We start from the raw sequence: 15,481 nt of genomic DNA, 5'->3' as shown, positions 1-15,481 counted from the left end.
CTTGACAGGGTAGAGGTCGCTGGTTCGAACCCAGTCGGAATCATACTCGCGCTAGAAAACGTTGATATAAAGGTGATTCTAGCGCTTTTCTTTTGCGTTGACATATGCGTAGATTTGCTTGCAGGGTAGCGGTCTACTTTCCCCGGTATTCGCACGTTTCCATAAGGAGGCGTGCTTTTTTTGCGTAAATCTATTCGTAAGGCAGTAATAAGGAAATCAGTCGAGTCATTAGACGATCTATTTCAAACGTTTTTATCAATTAAGCGTGCGGAAGGTCGTGCTGAGACAACAATGCAGCAATATCGCGATAATTTTAGCTTTTTTATGGAGTTCTTAGAAATTCACGATATTGAGCCGGTTATATTTGAAATCAATCGTACGGTTATCAGAGAGTACGTTACATATATGCGCGAGGATTGGGTTAGGTTTGACGGACATAGATTTAAATCGGAGAAAGAAAAGACGGTGGGTTTAAAGCCTTCAACTATTAATACACGGTTAAAGACATTGCGGGTTTTATTCAAGTGCTTATACGAAGAGGAATTAATTGAGACAAATCCGGCTCAAGGAGTAAGTGGTGTGAGAGAGCCGCAGGAACGTATAGAAATACTGACTACGGATGAACTAAAAAGATTACTTAGGGTTTTGGACAAGCGTTCTTATTCAGAGTTTCGTGATTACGTTTTAATAAACCTATTAATTGACGGTATGGCTCGTATTTCAGAAACTATAAATTTGAAAATAGAAGATTTCGACTTCAATGGTTACGGCAGGCACAGTCAGCAGATTCGTGCTTTTACTTTTGGAGCTAATTAACGTGGGATTAGAAATGGCGCGGGCTTAAGCGTGATTCCGGTCGACGAGGCGGGCGTGAGCGAGTTTATTTTTCCCTTGCGTCCCTCGGCGGCACTGCGCTTTGGAGCTACTGGAAAAATAACGACGTGACGAAGAAAGCGCGCGAAAAATAGGAGTAAATAAAGCGCCTAGATTTTCTCGCCCTGGGCGCTTTTATGTTATTGGAAAAAATTAAGTTGGACTAATTTTGCTAATGTCTATAATGCTTAAAACCATACTTTAAAGTAATAACACAAGAGATATTCTAAACATTCTATCTTTTATTAATTAATAATTAAAAGATTACTATTAATAGATAATTATTATATTCATATACAAATATGGTATATTATGATAAAATTTCTATGATATTGGTATTTTGTGAAATATTATCAAATATTTTAATTGAGGGTAGGTAAGAGGAATGTTGAGCAGAAAGAAATTTATGATTATACCCGCTGTAATTGTTGCATTAAATATTTCAGCTTTTAGTAATATTAGTGCAGAGGAACTAACTACTGAGGATATTCTCACTACGGAATATACAAACAAAGTAGATGGTAGTACTACGAAAAAAGAATTGATTAAAGTTCTAAATGATATTGAAGAAAACCCAAAAGTTGACGAGATTTCTGATAATAGTAAGATAGAATTAGTTGAGGATGTATTTTCGAATGTAGATGAGGATACAGTCAGCGAATACCAACAAGACAAGCTTGATGAAGTTAGCGATATTTTAAATCATGAAGTTAATATAGGAGAAGAGTATTATAAAGAAGAGTTCGTTTTAAGTGATGGATCTTCTGTTGAACTTTCATCAGTGGACATTAGCGAAGATGAGGATGAGCCTTCATTAATTCAACCACGATCTGTTTCGTTCGGCCCTTATAGGAATGAAACAAAAAAATACGGTGATCGTCGATATACTGCTACCGTAAAATTGAAATCTGTTGGGGTTACAGTCGCGACATTAAATCTTGGTAATCATTATTCAGTAGGAACTTACGGCTTAAAAATGCGTTATTGCTCTATTGGCGGTACAAATGGCACAGTAGTTTCTGCCGTTGATGCATCATGTAATGTGACTGATAGTAAGGCGGAAAAAGTTGGGTATGATATGAACGCAACAGGTACTTATAAAATAACTGGATATCTTAACAACGGTTATGTAGATTTACATAGTACTATTAAACTTCATAGCTGGAATAAAACTAAAAAAAGTGTTTATGTTCATCAAAAATATAAATATGTAGATTAATTTAAGGAGGACTTATAGAATGGAAGTCGATACTTCTCCGTTGTATTTAATAGGAGCAATTATAGAGCTTATTTTAAAGGTCGGAGCAATTCCTGCCATAATTTATGCACTTTACTTATTACGTAAAATAGCAAACAAAAAATAACAATTGACCAAATCACAAAATATAAATATCTAAAAGCAGAAATGAGTTTAACTACATTTCTGCTTTTTAATAAGATGTTTAATACCACATTCGCTAGACCGTGGCCTGCTCATTCTGACGAGTTTCGTAAAGTTTATATAAATAATTCTTACCTAGTAGCGCTTATATCGGTATAATAAGGAAAAAATGAACGTGTGACATACCGGTGATTTGCCGTTGGTAGATTACGTTTGACATAGCGCAGATTTGACGTCGAACAGTTCCGAATACCTTGACAAGGTAGAGGTCGCTGGTTCGAACCCAGTCGGAATCATACTGAAAGTCTTGATGCGTCAAGGCTTTTTTTTATGTCTAAATTTTGATGAGTCATACCAATTTGTCATTAAAATAGAGGAATTAAAATATATTCTTCAGTATTAAATAAAACGCAAACAAGTTACAATAGAAACAAAGAATGAGCAATGAGAAAAGACGCTATAGACCCTTAGAGGAAGAAATGAAATGAGGTAAATCAGCCACGTTAAATTGTGAGTGTAAAGCAAGTCTTACTGCGAAGAAAATCGAAAAGTGAGTGGGGTGTAATTAGTAAAAAAAGCACCTCATTTCGAGGCGCCTATAAATTATGATTCTGTTCCTTTACTCATGTGCAAAGGAGGCGGGATTAACCAACCTTTTTCCTTATTTAATTTTAACATTTTGGCACCAAACTGAGCTTTATTCATATGGAACTGTCCATACATCATTGCGACATCTTCTCTGATTGATTGACCAATTGCCTGACTACATGCAACTAATCCAGCTGCAGTATCAGCAGAGATTGCAGCACTGATTTCAGGGTCAGTAGATCTAGCACCAACAGGAATATCATTTAAATCTGCATTAGGGCGGGCAGGTGGTGCAGGTGGTAACCCGATTCCATTACTTTTTAAAAGCTCTTCTAATTGTTGGTTCTCAGCACGTAACCCTTTAATAGCTTCTTCTATTAGCTTTTTTAAGTCGTCATCGCCAGCATGGTTCATAAGTGTTTCATAACCAGATATCGTTCCATTATTTGTAAAAAGGTTAGTGAATAGTCCATAAACTTCACCATAATGTAAAGGTTCATCTTTTGGATTTCCGCTTAAAATTCCCATAATTGCACTCCCTATCTTATTAAGTTTCATGATTTTCTCCTTATGTAAGGATTGGCCACGATAGATAGTTTGTGTTTGCAATATATAAATTATTCATGAGTAAAAAAATAGTTAACGCCCTGTTTTTTAAACGAGGCGTTTTTTTAAGCTCTGCTTAATTAGATATAAGAATATAAGTAACAAAGCTCACAATATAAATGATAAAAAATAAGAAAGCGGTTTTGGCGGTTTTAGATTGGAGGTATCCTTTTAAATTACTTTTAAAAATACCTGAAATGAAAACTATAAGCGAAATAACGAAAGCTACAATAGCAATTATAAAGGTGATCTGTTCCATAAAAAATATTCTCCTTTCAAAATAGGTGTCAATAAAAGCTTAGATTGTGGAGGAATTCCACACAATCGAAAGACATTACAAAATATGTATTAGTGTGACAATTTCGTCATATTAAGAAAAAGTGGGTAAATAAATTATGATATTTACACAGCAGGCAGTAGATTAATCCAAAAGGGTAAAATTTGAAGTTAAAGAAACCTATCTTGCCTAGCTCACCAGTACTTCTTTGCAGAATTCCCGGTTCAGGGAATTAAGTGTGGTGAAATGAAGGTTAAGTAGTAGGGGTTATGTTAGAGGAAAGAAACCATTTACTAACTTGATGATGTTCATAGGTGATAAAGAATGTCTTGAGACAAATTATGCTGATGTTTTGGAAGTTGGAGGTACGAACTAAGCTAAAAAAACATAAAGAGACAAATTTTGAAGGTCGATAGGTCTATTGTCTAATCTAAATAGACATAAAAAAAGAAGCCTCTGTAAACAAGGCATCTTGGTATTTAGAGTAGGGGGAAAGAGTCTGTATTCACAGTTTGTTTCAAGATACTACTTTTTGTAGTACCAGTAGGATAGGAGTTAACGCCATAGATACAGCCCGAACATATGTTATTGTCCGGGCTTTTTGATTTATTGATCTCGATTTTCTCTATCTTCTTCTTTTATATCAGATAAATCATTTTCTTCAGCGAATTCTGTAGAGTAACTCACTTGTCTTCCATCGATAGCACGATTATCGACGTCTCTATCTTCTTCTTCTGTCATTGGTGCAAAGAGAAGAGATAGGCAAATGAGGCCGCTAATTCCGACTAATGTATAGACAATTCGAGAGAGGATGGCATCTTGGCCTCCGAAAATCGTTGCAACTAAATCAAATTGGAATAATCCAATAAGTCCCCAGTTAATAGCGCCAATAATAACAAGCGCTAAAGCGATGCGTTGTAATGTTTTCATTGTATGATCTCCTTATTCTAATTTTTATTACATCTATATTTTTCGATAACAGGATTTTTTTATACACGAAGACATTTGTGTCTATTTGATATTTTTTACTAATTATGGTATTAATAGAATAATCAAAAAATAATGATGGCAAATGTTCTTTTTTAGGATATCCTAATAAAGAGGTGATAAAAGAATGTGGTGGTTTCTTATCTTGATTCTTTCGCTTCTAGGATTTGGCCTCGTGATTGACTGGATAGCGAAGAAGAAAGGCTTAACAAAATTTGATCCGGAAGAGAATGAAAAAAATGTCCCAGATTCACAACGTATTTATACGGAGAATTATTTACAACAAATACGAAATCAAGACGATCAAGGTTTTCATTAAAATAATTAGAGGGTGTCCACGAGGGCAGCCTCTTTTTTTATTAGGATTAGTAAAAATACTTACAAATAATAAATACAGAAGTGCATCTTACTTAGAAATACTGTTGTATTTATTAAAGGAATAGGCAACTTTGGAAAATAGTGAGGTAATATCAACAGTAGAGAGCACTCGATTATAAAAAGAAGTTTAAGAATAATCATGAATAAGCTTTTTGGTGAGTCTTCTAGCTTTATGAGGACTCACCTATTGTATTTTAATTTGATTGCTCATCCATAACCGTACTTAACTTTCCTTTGACCTCAGAAATTAAGCTGATTTGAATAATATTGAAAATAATAGATACCGCCAGACTGCCAATAAAGAAACCGAGTAAGGTTTTTAACTTTCTATTGATTATTTTCATCATCTTATTTGCCACTCCTTCCGTTATTATTAGGTATTTTTAGCTTTTATTTGTAAATTATGTATGTCGAGAAAGCCATGAATAATGAATAAAAAACGATCTCTTGAAACATATTGAGAATGAGGCTAATTGTGAAGGAGGTAAAGTTATGAGTAAGGAGGAATATCTAACAGCATTACATATAGATAGTAAACAACTTCAACAATTGCTATCTGAATATTGGAAGGCATATTCTGACTATACGCATTGGCAATTTTGGATGGTACTCTTTCTCTTTATCGCTCCTTTAGTGTTCGTCTACTTTTTTATTGATCGAAAGCGGATATTTGAGGTGTTTTTCTACGGATATACAGTGAATATGTTATGGAGCTTTATCGATACAATGTTATTGCGAAAAGGTTTGTTTATTCATAATTATTTTCTTATTCCTTCATTACCAAGTGCAACGAATATGACGACCTCTTTACTTCCGGTTGTTTTTTTATTTGTTTATCAATATTGTACAAATAGACAAAGAAATTTTTACTTATATACGATTATTGTAAGTGCTATTATTGCATTTGGTTTTGCAACGATTGAAGAGAAGGTAGGCTTCGTAAGTTTTTATGGTAGTATGAATCAGTTCTATATATTTTTGATTGACATAGGGATATGTTTTACTTCCTATTGGTTCACCATATTTTTTCTAAGGTTAAAAGAAAATGCGTTTGCCAATAATTGAAAAAGAAATGTTCTAATGCAGTTGGAGTGCTAATTAAGGCTCCCCTTTTGGTAATTGATAATAGAAAGGTCTTTATCGTCATGTCTATGACGATAAAGACCTTTTTCACATTTATATAGCTCTCACTTTCATTTGCATATAAACAAGGGATTATAAAAAGTGTGCATGAGAAGTGGAAAGCGGTAAAGAAGCCGAACGAGAAGGATATAATGATTCATTTTAATTTTTTCCATTTATAAATTTGTGTACATACAAACACATTAAAAATAGCGAGGGAGTGAACGATAAATCGATTCACTTCCTCGCTTTAAAAACCGTTGGAGACCTTTTCTTTGCCTCCCTAGGGCATTTCTTTTTACTTAATGGCTATTTTTGATTACGGAGCTGTTGTTCACCTAAAGCAACCAGTCGTTTAGTCATTTCCCCTCCGACTGATCCGTTCGCGCGTGCAGTGGTTTCTGCGCCAAGTTGTACACCAAATTCTTGAGCGATTTCTTCTTTCATTTGATTTAATACTTGACCTGATTCGGGAACGACTAATTTATTTCTGCTCATTGAACAAATCACTCCTTCGTCATTTTGAGCAAGTGTAACATTGCTCTTTTATAAGGTTTCCTAATGTAAGGGCTATCATTCATATGGGTAAAAACTAACAGGTAAAAAGATGAGTAAATTTTCTAAAAAATATAAAATTGAGCATTGACTTATGAGAATTTTGCGATAAAATAAGAATAACTTAATAGATGTCATATAATCTAACATCTATTAGTTAAGTTATATGACGTAAGAAATGGAGGAGAAAAGATATGGATGAAATATTTTATCTGAACAGTGTGTGGACAATGATTGCTGCAATTTTAGTTATTTTTATGATTGGTGGATTTATATTACTTGAAGCAGGTTCTACACGAATGAAAAATGCAGGTCATATTACCGGGAAAACTATTTTTACAGTGGGATTAACCTTCCTTGTTTTCTGGGCTGTAGGCTATGGATTTATATTTGGAGGAAATGCGAATTTCTTTGTTGGCATGACGGACTTCTTCTATTCAGGCGCTGAAAGTGGAGAATCAGGTTTATCTGATACGGTTTTCTTTGTATTCCAAAGTGCCTTTGCTGCTATTGCTGTTTGTATCGCCTTAGGTGGTTTTGCTGAGAGAGCAAAGTTCCCAGTCTACGTTGTTTTTACTATTTTATTCTCTGCTGTTATTTACCCGGTTGTTGCACATTGGATATGGGGCGGAGGCTGGTTAGCGGGGCATGAGAAGCAAGATTTCGCAGGCTCAACAGTTGTCCATTTAACAGGTGCAATGGCGGCCTTAGCAGCAACTATTTTATTAAAGCCTCGTATCGGGAAGTTCAATAAAGATGGTTCTAGTAACAATATTGCGGGACATAACCAAGTCTATACTTCATTAGCTGTACTTATTCTTTGGGTAGGCTGGTTTGGATTTAATGCAGGTAGTACGACATCAGTTGATGGTGCGTTTTTCGGATTTGTTGCACTAAACACGAATTTAGCTGCGGCGATGGGTGCGGTTGCAGCGTTAGCTATCTCTTGGATCGTTCTTGGTAAATCTGATATTGTTACAACATTAAATGGTGCACTTGCAGGTTTAGTTGCCATTACGGCATCTTGTGCTTTCGTTGAACCCTGGGCTGCTGTTGTTATAGGTTTAGTTGCCGGACTTTTAGTATTCTTTAGTGTAAAGTTCTTTGATAAAATGAAAATTGATGATCCAATCTTCGCATTATCTGTTCATGGTGCAGCTGGAGTATGGGGTACTTTATCTACAGGATTCTTTGCAACACCAGAATTAGCGGAACAGGTAACTGGTCAAGCAGGATTATTCTATGGTGGCGGATTTGGCCAATTAGGCGTTCAAGCGTTAGGAGTTGTAACATCTGGACTTTTTGCCTTTGTTTCTTCATTTGTCATTCTCTTTGTAATGAAGAAAGTAATGAATGGTCTCCGTGTTAGTGAAGAAGAAGAAGTGATGGGCTTAGACATGAGTGAACATGGTAACTATGGTTATCCAGAAGAGTTTATGTCAAGTGAGAAACAAACGAAATTAACATCATAAGGTCAAGCCTCCTATAGTGGGAGGCTTTTACCCTCTGTAAGGAAGTGTTGTTTTTGCCGACGGATGATTTTGAGACATATGAAGCGATTAGAGATTGGCGGGATTATGAATTAACTGTGAAAAAGTTTAATCAAGTGCAATTAAACAATTTTCATGATGAAGTAATGAGAGCTACGTTTCATTATGCAGTGAGAAAATTAGGGGAAAAACCACCGAGCGGGTTTGCTTGGTTTATAACAGGTAGCGGTGGAAGAGAAGAGCAAGGTTATATAAGTGATCAAGATCATGGCATCATATATGAAGAAAAAGGAACCACTTTACAAAGATATTTTCATCAGTTAGGCAAAGAATTAGCCCACGGACTCAACATTGTTGGTTACCCTTACTGTGACGGGAATATTATGAGTAGTAATCCTCTTTGGTGTAAGTCACAACCTGAGTGGTTTGAGCAACTACAGTCATGGCTAGATGAAAAATCTTGGGCAACAATGAGGCATCTGCAAATATTCTTTGATGCAAGAGTGTTAGTGGGAGAAAGCGAATATATTAATCATTTAAAGAAAAGTGTACATGAGGCAGTCCAAAAAAATCCTCATAGCTTAAAGAGATTATTGGATAATATACAGCATATAAAAACCTCTATTGGACCGTTGGGGCAAATATTAACGGAAAATCATGGATCACATAAAGGGGAAATCAATATAAAGTACGCAGCATTCTTACCTTTCGTTAATGGCATTCGATTACTTTCTATAAAGGAGGGAATAGTTGAAAGCTCGACTTTGTCACGGTTAGAAAGATTAATGTGTAAAGAGCCATATAAACACGTATTATTACCGTATCATCATGATTTCCAACAGCTACTAAAATTACGGCATTCACTACTTACCCATATGTCAACCTATGAAGATGGCCATTATTTAAATGTGAGAAACATGAATAGGGAAGAAAAAAGTAAGATAAAGGTGATTTTGAAAAATGGCAGAAGACTCCATCAATATGTAGAAGATGTAATTGAGCAGGAAGTGAAATAATGGCTTTTGAACCTTTTTTTCAATTTGTCCGAAAGTTAAATCAAACGAGGTTCGGTGGGCTCCAGACGCAAGACTCTAAATCAATGGCTTTCATGAGACAGCTTCAAAAAGATTTAAATCAAGATCGAATGATACAAACGTCATTAAATCAAATGAGTGCTGTAGTTGTCGATATAGAAACAACGGGGTTTAGTCCAGATAATGGTGATCAGATACTATCTATTGGAGCTGTCAAAATTCTAAATGGAAGAATTGATCATGACAATTACTTTTACTCTTTAATACAATATGAAAAAGATTTAGCTTCATCAATAAAGCATTTAACGGGATTGAAGGAAGAGGAGTTAAAAAATGCGCCACCTTTAGCAGATGTGTTAATGGATTTTTTGAAATATACGGAGAGCTTACCTTTCATTGCTCATCATTCAAACCATGAAAAGCGCTTCTTTCAGCATGCGTTTTGGCAGCTTTATCGAACATCATTTAAACATCGCGTATTCGATACCTCCTTTTTATATCGTATCATTGATACAGTGGATCACTCTGTTAGGCTAGAGACATTATGTGAAAAAAATCAGATTGAAGTCAAACATCGTCATCATGCTTTAGGCGATGCCATGTTAACAGCCAAACTTTGGGTATGTTATGTTGAAAAAGTGAAAGAAAAGGGCTGTTTTACAATGCAAGATGTTTATGAAAAGTTAGCTCGGATACCTTAATTGAGGCCACAGATGATTGAACTGTGGTTTTTTTTATGAAAAGAATTTCAAGTAGTGACATTTGTCATGTGAAGGGGGTGACATCACACACTAAACGGACAAGTAAACCATCTCATATAATTTTAATGAGGAGTTGGTGTTTATGGAAACCATTATTGCTACGAAACATTTGACTAAAAGGTATAAGGATCTATGGGCAGTTAACGATGTGTCTTTTGAAGTTGAAAAAGGGGAGTTATTAACTGTACTAGGGAAGAATGGGGCTGGAAAATCAACAACCTTGCTGATGTTATTAGGGTTAGTTAAACCAACCTCAGGAAATATACTGATCTTAAATAAACAACCCCATGAGCGAGCGGTGAAAGAAAGAATTGGTGTGATGCTCCAAGAGGTTAGTGTCATTGATGCATTGTCTGTGAAAGAAGTATTAATCATGTTTAGTAGTTATTATGAAAACCCTTTACGTTTAGAAGAAGTGTTGGAAATTACAGGTATCCCTATAGAGATGCTTAAGAAAAAGGCATATAAACTCTCGGGTGGTCAAAAAAGAAGGTTGAATTTTGCATTAGCTATTATAAGTAATCCACAAATCATTTTTTTAGATGAGCCAACTGTTGGTATGGATAGTACGGTTAGGAGAAAATTTTGGCAAGCGATACAATATTTAAATGATGAAGGTAAAACGGTTATTTTTACCACTCATTATTTACAAGAAGCTGATGATGTTGCCAAAAGAATTATGTTATTTAATCAAGGGAAGGTGATTGCTGATGGAACACCTTTACAATTAAAAAGTCACTTATCTGATGGGGCTATCTCGTTTAAATCAGATCAGGTTGATATCAGCTTGCTACAAACATTTTCTCATGTCATAAGCGCGAAAATAACTGATCAACGGATTGTGTTAACAACCTCTTCCACTGATGCGCTTTTGGGGGAGTTATTTGAAAAAAAGGTTGTTATGCGAGACATTCATTTACACCGGGCAAGACTTGAAGATGCGTTTGAATTATTAACAGTAGAAAGGGGAATCAGTGAATGAGAGGATGGTTGATGCAGACAAAAGTAGAGATATTACGGATATTTAGAAATCCTTATTTTGTTTTTTGGTCATTATTTATGCCTATCGTTTTTTATTTTGTTTTTACAAATATATTCAATACTGGAATGGGTGACAGTTGGAACAGTCGGTTCTTAATGTCCGTTACTTGTTTTAGTGTGATGGGGACGAGTATTTTGACGTTGGGCATTCGATTAGTAGAAGAAAAGGCTCATGGTTGGTCCAATTTAATGAGAACAACCCCGCTGAGTTCAAGTGTTTATTTCTCAGCAAAAATGGTTGGGCAAACGATGATTCACATTTGTTCTGTAGCCATTATTTTTGTTGTTGGTGCGGTAATAAATGGAGTTAATTTGAGCGTTTGGCAATGGCTGACAAGTGCGTTATGGATATTAATTGGCGCTTTACCTTTTCTCGCTATTGGAACAATTATTGGTGCAATGAACAAGGTGGAGACAGCTGCTGGAATCAGTAATTTCTTTTATATGGTTTTAGCTTTCATGGGGGGGTTATTTATGCCAATTGAAGTGTTGCCATCTATTTTTAAGTCCATTGCTAAAGCAATTCCCTCTTATCATTATGGAGCGGGCGTATGGGAGATTACAGAAGGTGGCACCCCTTCTTTGCTGAATATTGCAGTATTAGCAGGATATTTCCTTCTATTTGTAGTATTAAGTATTTATATTAGAAGAAAGCAAGAAGTGGTGGTGTAAGCTTTTTGGGTTATAAGTTATTTCCTGTAAAATATGGTTTTCTCCCATATGTTTTTTTGATCTATTTAATGTTTCCGATTGTTGTTTTAATAAATGAAACAGGGGTAAAGGCAGTGGTTGGATGGATGCTTTTATGCCTTTTTTTTCTATCTTATAGGAAACTTTTCTTTGATCCACCAATATCCTCTTATATGGGTTGGTTAATACTACAATTGATCATTATTATTATTTTTGCCTATTTTTATCAACCTTCATTAGTATTGCTCGGATTCTATTGTGCAAATTTTATCGGGTGGCTGCGTAACTTTAAGATGTTTATCATTAGTATGATTTTATTTGTCATCTCTTCCAGTTTACCTGTTATTTTACAATATGAAATGTTGAGCGAATACTTTTATCTCGTCGTAATGGTTGTTGTTATGGTTATATCTCCTTTTGGTATTCACTCCATGTCGACGAAAATGGAGTTAGAAGAAAAATTAAATGAAGCAAACGAACAGATTGAAGTATTAATTAAAAGAGAAGAGAGAATGAGGATAGCTCGGGATTTACATGATACACTCGGACATACACTATCTTATATAACATTAAAATCTCAACTCGTAGCAAAAATGACCAAGCATCAAGCAAATCCCCAAGTTGTCACCAAAGAGGTAAATGAAATCGAGCGGACTTCACGGATTGCCTTAAAACAAGTAAGAGAGTTAGTGGCAGACATGCGAGTTTTAACAATTGCTGAAACGATTAGTGATTGCAAAGGGATATTAAATTCAGCCAATATTACGCTGGAGGTAACAGGGCTGAATAGATGTGACAATATAACATCAATGATGCAAAATATGATCAGTATGTGTATAAAAGAAGGAATTACAAATATCGTTAAGCATTCTCGGGCGACTCATTGTGTAATTGGATTATCGCAAAATAATTTAGGGATAGAGGTAACTATTTCAGACAATGGAGTAGGGTTTAATCGAGACACGAAATTAGGGAATGGTTTAAAAGGCATGTCGGAACGTCTAGAGTTAGTTGAAGGTAGTTTGAAGTTTTTTCATTATGAAAGAGGGTTATCTGTCAATGTATTCATTCCAATTGTAGAAAGAAAGTTCGGAGGTGCTTAAATGATATGATAAGAGTTTTAATAGCTGAAGATCAGCAGATGTTAAGAGGAGCGTTAAGTACATTATTAAACTATGAGGAAGATATAGAAGTCATAGCGCAAGCGAATAATGGAAAAGAAGCAACAGAATTAATTCATCAATTGGCACCAGATGTATGTTTATTAGATATTGAAATGCCTATAAAGAGTGGATTAGATTTAGCAGAGGAAATATTTGAAGCAAAGTCATTATGTAAAGTTATTATTTTAACAACGTTTGCTAGAACAGGCTATTTTGAGCGGGCAATAGGAGCAGGAGTTCACGGATACTTGTTAAAAGATGGACCGAGTGAAGAGTTAGCTGAAGCCATTAGGCGTGTGATGAATGGTCAAAGAATGTTTTCTCCGGAGCTGGTATTTAATCAATTGAGGCAAGATAACCCACTCACTTCCAGGGAAAAGGAAGTGTTGAAGCTTGTTGCATCGGGTTTAACTTCAAAGGAGGTTTCGGCGCACCTTTTTTTGTCTGCTGGAACGGTGCGCAATTATATGTCAGAAATCATTAATAAGTTAGAGGCAAAGAATAGGATTGAAGCAATAACTAAAGCAAAGGAGAAAGGTTGGATATAGTGGTTTACATAAAAGGTGGAACGCCCTTACTAAATTCAGTTATTAATGTAGAAATTGATTGTAATTGTTGATCATCTAAGTCAAATGCTACCTTGACTTTATTTTCTAAATCCGATGTGACTCGTCTTTTACCAACTTCAACAAGTGCGATGAGCGAGAAGCTGCAGCTCACAATTCGAGCGAAGTCTCGTTGTGTCATATTATAACTTTTTCTAATAAATTTTATCATATCTTTATTCATATTTTTACTCAAATTCATCACCTACTATTATTGCAAATTTAAAATCACGCTCTCTATAAAATTAGCACTTTTTTACGTTGTTTGTCAAAGTATATTGTTGACAAATAACATTTTACCTGTTAGCGAATGAGTTGTTTCCTCATTGTAAAGATATAGTAGACAACAGTTATCTTCATTCTAATTGATTGCAAATCATAATAAAAAAAGAGACTGGGATTCATACTTTCCCAGTCTGCTTCAGATTAGACAATTTCTATGTTAGTTGTCTTTTGACTTCGTTTGTCAATTATTTTCTTAATGTAAATGATTAACACGATGATCGATAAGACTGTCCCAATTGTTAAAGATATTGGATAAGATAATTGCAATCCTTCAGGTGCGTAAAATATATAAGTAGCAGAGACCCCTGTCATGAACATTGCTGGAATTCCTGTTATGAGGTGCTGCTTATTAGATTTTAGTAGGAAACTTGTTGCTGTCCAAAGCATAATCGTGGCAGATAATTGGTTGGTCCAACCAACATATCTCCATAAAAAGGAATAATCAATCGTTGCTAAAAGAAATGTCGGGACACCCACTAATAATGTGACAAGTAGTATCTGTCCATTCCCTTTAAAGTTCAAGTACTTTGAAATAGTTTCAGAAAGCATCATTCTCGATGAACGTAACGCAGTATCTCCTGTTGTAATAGGTAGAATAATAACACCAAGTATCGCTAAAATGCCCCCTAATGTACCTAATAGTGAAATGGAAATTTCATTCACCACTCCTGCTGGACCACCGGTCGCTAAAGCTTCCTGTAAGCCCCCTGTTCCCCCGAAGAAGGTCATTCCTGCTGCTGCCCAAATAAGGGCGATGATTCCTTCGCCAATCATTGCTCCGTAAAACACTTTTCTTCCATCAGACTCTTTCTTTAATGTTTTTGATACAATTGGACTTTGTGTGGCATGGAAACCAGATATTGCTCCACATGAAATGGTAACCATTAATAGTGGCCAAATCGGCAATTCTTCAGGGTGTAAATTGCTAAAAGTTAAATTTGGAATAGGTTGGCCATTAAATAGTAAAGCGATACCAATGGACACAGCCATAAAGATTAATATCGCACCGAATATCGGATAAATTCTACCAATAATTTGGTTAATCGGGAGAACCGCTGCAATAATGAAATAAGCAAATACAATCATTAACGATACAGTAAAACTAAGTGGAGTAATAGAAGAAATCAATTGGGCTGGGCTTGCTGTAAAAGCAGCTGCTACCAAAATCATTAATATAATGGATAATATATTAATAAAAACTTTCATTCCATTCCCTAGATATCTACCAACGAGATTAGGAAATTGTTCTCCCTTATGTTTGAGTGAAAGCATTCCTGAAAAATAATCATGTACAGCTCCAGCGAAAATACAGCCAATAACAATCCATATAAACGCGACGGGCCCGTATAATGCCCCCATTAATGCGCCAAATATCGGACCGGTGCCGGCAATATTTAATAGTTGAATAAGATTTCCTTTCCACCAGCTCATTGGGACAAAGTCCATGCCGTCTGCCTCCGTATATGCTGGGGTTTTTCTGCTATCATCGATACTAAAAACTTTCTCTACGAATTTCGAATAAAACATATATCCAAGAATAAGTAATACAATTGCTACAAGGAATGTCGCCATATTTAAGTGCCTCCTGCTGATGTGAAATATTTCTGAAACTTTGGAATATATGATGTATTGTAAGTGCTTTTTT

Annotated in this window: 18 protein-coding genes and 1 pseudogene; 13 read left to right on the top strand and 6 right to left on the bottom strand. The window is 35.4% G+C overall.

Annotated elements, in window-relative coordinates:
- Window positions 1–180: 180 nt before the first annotated feature.
- The 4 genes and pseudogenes from MKX29_RS23940 (at window position 181) to MKX29_RS23930 (ending at window position 2,237) form a co-directional block, all read left to right on the top strand.
- Window positions 181–816 carry a tyrosine-type recombinase/integrase gene (locus tag MKX29_RS23940; RefSeq protein ID WP_341108158.1) on the top strand — a complete coding sequence of 212 codons (636 nt, stop codon included), beginning with the start codon at window positions 181–183 and terminating at the stop codon, window positions 814–816.
- Between the two features lie 104 nt (window positions 817–920).
- Window positions 921–968, top strand: a pseudogene (locus MKX29_RS24570) (phage holin); the annotation flags it as partial.
- 290 nt (window positions 969–1,258) lie between these two features.
- Window positions 1,259–2,092, top strand: a complete 834-nt coding sequence (locus MKX29_RS23935; RefSeq protein ID WP_341108156.1) for a hypothetical protein — start codon at window positions 1,259–1,261, stop codon at window positions 2,090–2,092.
- A 19-nt stretch (window positions 2,093–2,111) separates the two neighbouring features.
- Window positions 2,112–2,237, top strand: a complete 126-nt coding sequence (locus tag MKX29_RS23930; protein ID WP_285840851.1) for a hypothetical protein — start codon at window positions 2,112–2,114, stop codon at window positions 2,235–2,237.
- Window positions 2,238–2,857: 620 nt separating this feature from the next.
- Here the strand turns inward: MKX29_RS23930 and MKX29_RS23925 are convergent.
- Together MKX29_RS23925 and MKX29_RS23920 are read right to left on the bottom strand one after the other, a co-directional pair.
- Window positions 2,858–3,370 (bottom strand): DUF3231 family protein, encoded by a 513-nt coding sequence (locus tag MKX29_RS23925; protein ID WP_095373485.1) that lies wholly within the window; start codon window positions 3,368–3,370, stop codon window positions 2,858–2,860.
- A 961-nt stretch (window positions 3,371–4,331) separates the two neighbouring features.
- On the bottom strand, window positions 4,332–4,655 hold the full coding sequence (locus MKX29_RS23920) for a DUF378 domain-containing protein (RefSeq protein WP_341108152.1): 324 nt from the start codon (window positions 4,653–4,655) through the stop codon (window positions 4,332–4,334).
- Window positions 4,656–4,839: 184 nt separating this feature from the next.
- Between MKX29_RS23920 and MKX29_RS23915 the strand changes: the two genes are divergently transcribed.
- Entirely contained in the window at window positions 4,840–5,031 is a 192-nt protein-coding gene (locus MKX29_RS23915; RefSeq protein ID WP_281202695.1) for a hypothetical protein, read from the top strand.
- A gap of 253 nt (window positions 5,032–5,284) precedes the next feature.
- Here MKX29_RS23915 and MKX29_RS23910 read toward each other — a convergent pair whose 3' ends face one another.
- Window positions 5,285–5,437: a hypothetical protein gene (locus MKX29_RS23910; protein WP_224937773.1), complete on the bottom strand. Its 153-nt coding sequence runs from the start codon at window positions 5,435–5,437 to the stop codon at window positions 5,285–5,287.
- A 145-nt stretch (window positions 5,438–5,582) separates the two neighbouring features.
- On the opposite strand from MKX29_RS23910, the gene MKX29_RS23905 reads away from it, so the two are divergent.
- Entirely contained in the window at window positions 5,583–6,155 is a 573-nt protein-coding gene (locus MKX29_RS23905) for a hypothetical protein (protein WP_341108148.1), read from the top strand.
- 366 nt (window positions 6,156–6,521) lie between these two features.
- On the opposite strand, the gene MKX29_RS23900 is transcribed toward MKX29_RS23905, so the two are convergent.
- Window positions 6,522–6,710 carry an alpha/beta-type small acid-soluble spore protein gene (locus MKX29_RS23900; RefSeq protein WP_095369762.1) on the bottom strand — a complete coding sequence of 63 codons (189 nt, stop codon included), beginning with the start codon at window positions 6,708–6,710 and terminating at the stop codon, window positions 6,522–6,524.
- Between the two features lie 251 nt (window positions 6,711–6,961).
- Between MKX29_RS23900 and MKX29_RS23895 the strand changes: the two genes are divergently transcribed.
- The 7 genes from MKX29_RS23895 (at window position 6,962) to MKX29_RS23865 (ending at window position 13,494) form a co-directional block, all read left to right on the top strand.
- On the top strand, window positions 6,962–8,239 hold the full coding sequence (locus MKX29_RS23895) for an ammonium transporter (RefSeq protein ID WP_341108146.1): 1,278 nt from the start codon (window positions 6,962–6,964) through the stop codon (window positions 8,237–8,239).
- A gap of 53 nt (window positions 8,240–8,292) precedes the next feature.
- Window positions 8,293–9,273: a DUF294 nucleotidyltransferase-like domain-containing protein gene (locus tag MKX29_RS23890; RefSeq protein ID WP_224937776.1), complete on the top strand. Its 981-nt coding sequence runs from the start codon at window positions 8,293–8,295 to the stop codon at window positions 9,271–9,273.
- Window positions 9,273–9,992, top strand: coding sequence for an exonuclease domain-containing protein (locus MKX29_RS23885; RefSeq protein WP_224937777.1), 720 nt, complete (start codon window positions 9,273–9,275; stop codon window positions 9,990–9,992). The genes MKX29_RS23890 and MKX29_RS23885 overlap by 1 nt, the downstream gene beginning before the upstream one ends.
- A gap of 142 nt (window positions 9,993–10,134) precedes the next feature.
- Window positions 10,135–11,034 (top strand): ABC transporter ATP-binding protein, encoded by a 900-nt coding sequence (locus MKX29_RS23880; RefSeq protein ID WP_341108140.1) that lies wholly within the window; start codon window positions 10,135–10,137, stop codon window positions 11,032–11,034.
- Complete coding sequence (locus MKX29_RS23875) at window positions 11,031–11,765, top strand: ABC transporter permease (protein ID WP_224937779.1); 735 nt, start codon at window positions 11,031–11,033, stop codon at window positions 11,763–11,765. The genes MKX29_RS23880 and MKX29_RS23875 overlap by 4 nt, the downstream gene beginning before the upstream one ends.
- 5 nt (window positions 11,766–11,770) lie before the next feature.
- Entirely contained in the window at window positions 11,771–12,886 is a 1,116-nt protein-coding gene (locus MKX29_RS23870; protein ID WP_341108137.1) for a sensor histidine kinase, read from the top strand.
- A gap of 5 nt (window positions 12,887–12,891) precedes the next feature.
- Complete coding sequence (locus MKX29_RS23865; protein WP_281202703.1) at window positions 12,892–13,494, top strand: response regulator transcription factor; 603 nt, start codon at window positions 12,892–12,894, stop codon at window positions 13,492–13,494.
- 4 nt (window positions 13,495–13,498) lie between these two features.
- Here the strand turns inward: MKX29_RS23865 and MKX29_RS23860 are convergent, their stop codons facing one another.
- On the bottom strand, window positions 13,499–13,747 hold the full coding sequence (locus MKX29_RS23860) for a helix-turn-helix domain-containing protein (protein WP_306469957.1): 249 nt from the start codon (window positions 13,745–13,747) through the stop codon (window positions 13,499–13,501).
- 230 nt (window positions 13,748–13,977) lie between these two features.
- Window positions 13,978–15,408 (bottom strand): carbon starvation CstA family protein, encoded by a 1,431-nt coding sequence (locus tag MKX29_RS23855; RefSeq protein ID WP_251161376.1) that lies wholly within the window; start codon window positions 15,406–15,408, stop codon window positions 13,978–13,980.
- Window positions 15,409–15,481: the final 73 nt, after the last annotated feature.

This window comes from Cytobacillus sp. FSL R7-0696, assembly GCF_038006865.1.
GTDB classification, from domain to species: domain Bacteria; phylum Bacillota; class Bacilli; order Bacillales; family Cytobacillaceae; genus Cytobacillus; species Cytobacillus kochii.
Note: the sequence above shows the minus strand (reverse complement) of the source record. Positions and strands in the feature narration are given on the sequence as shown.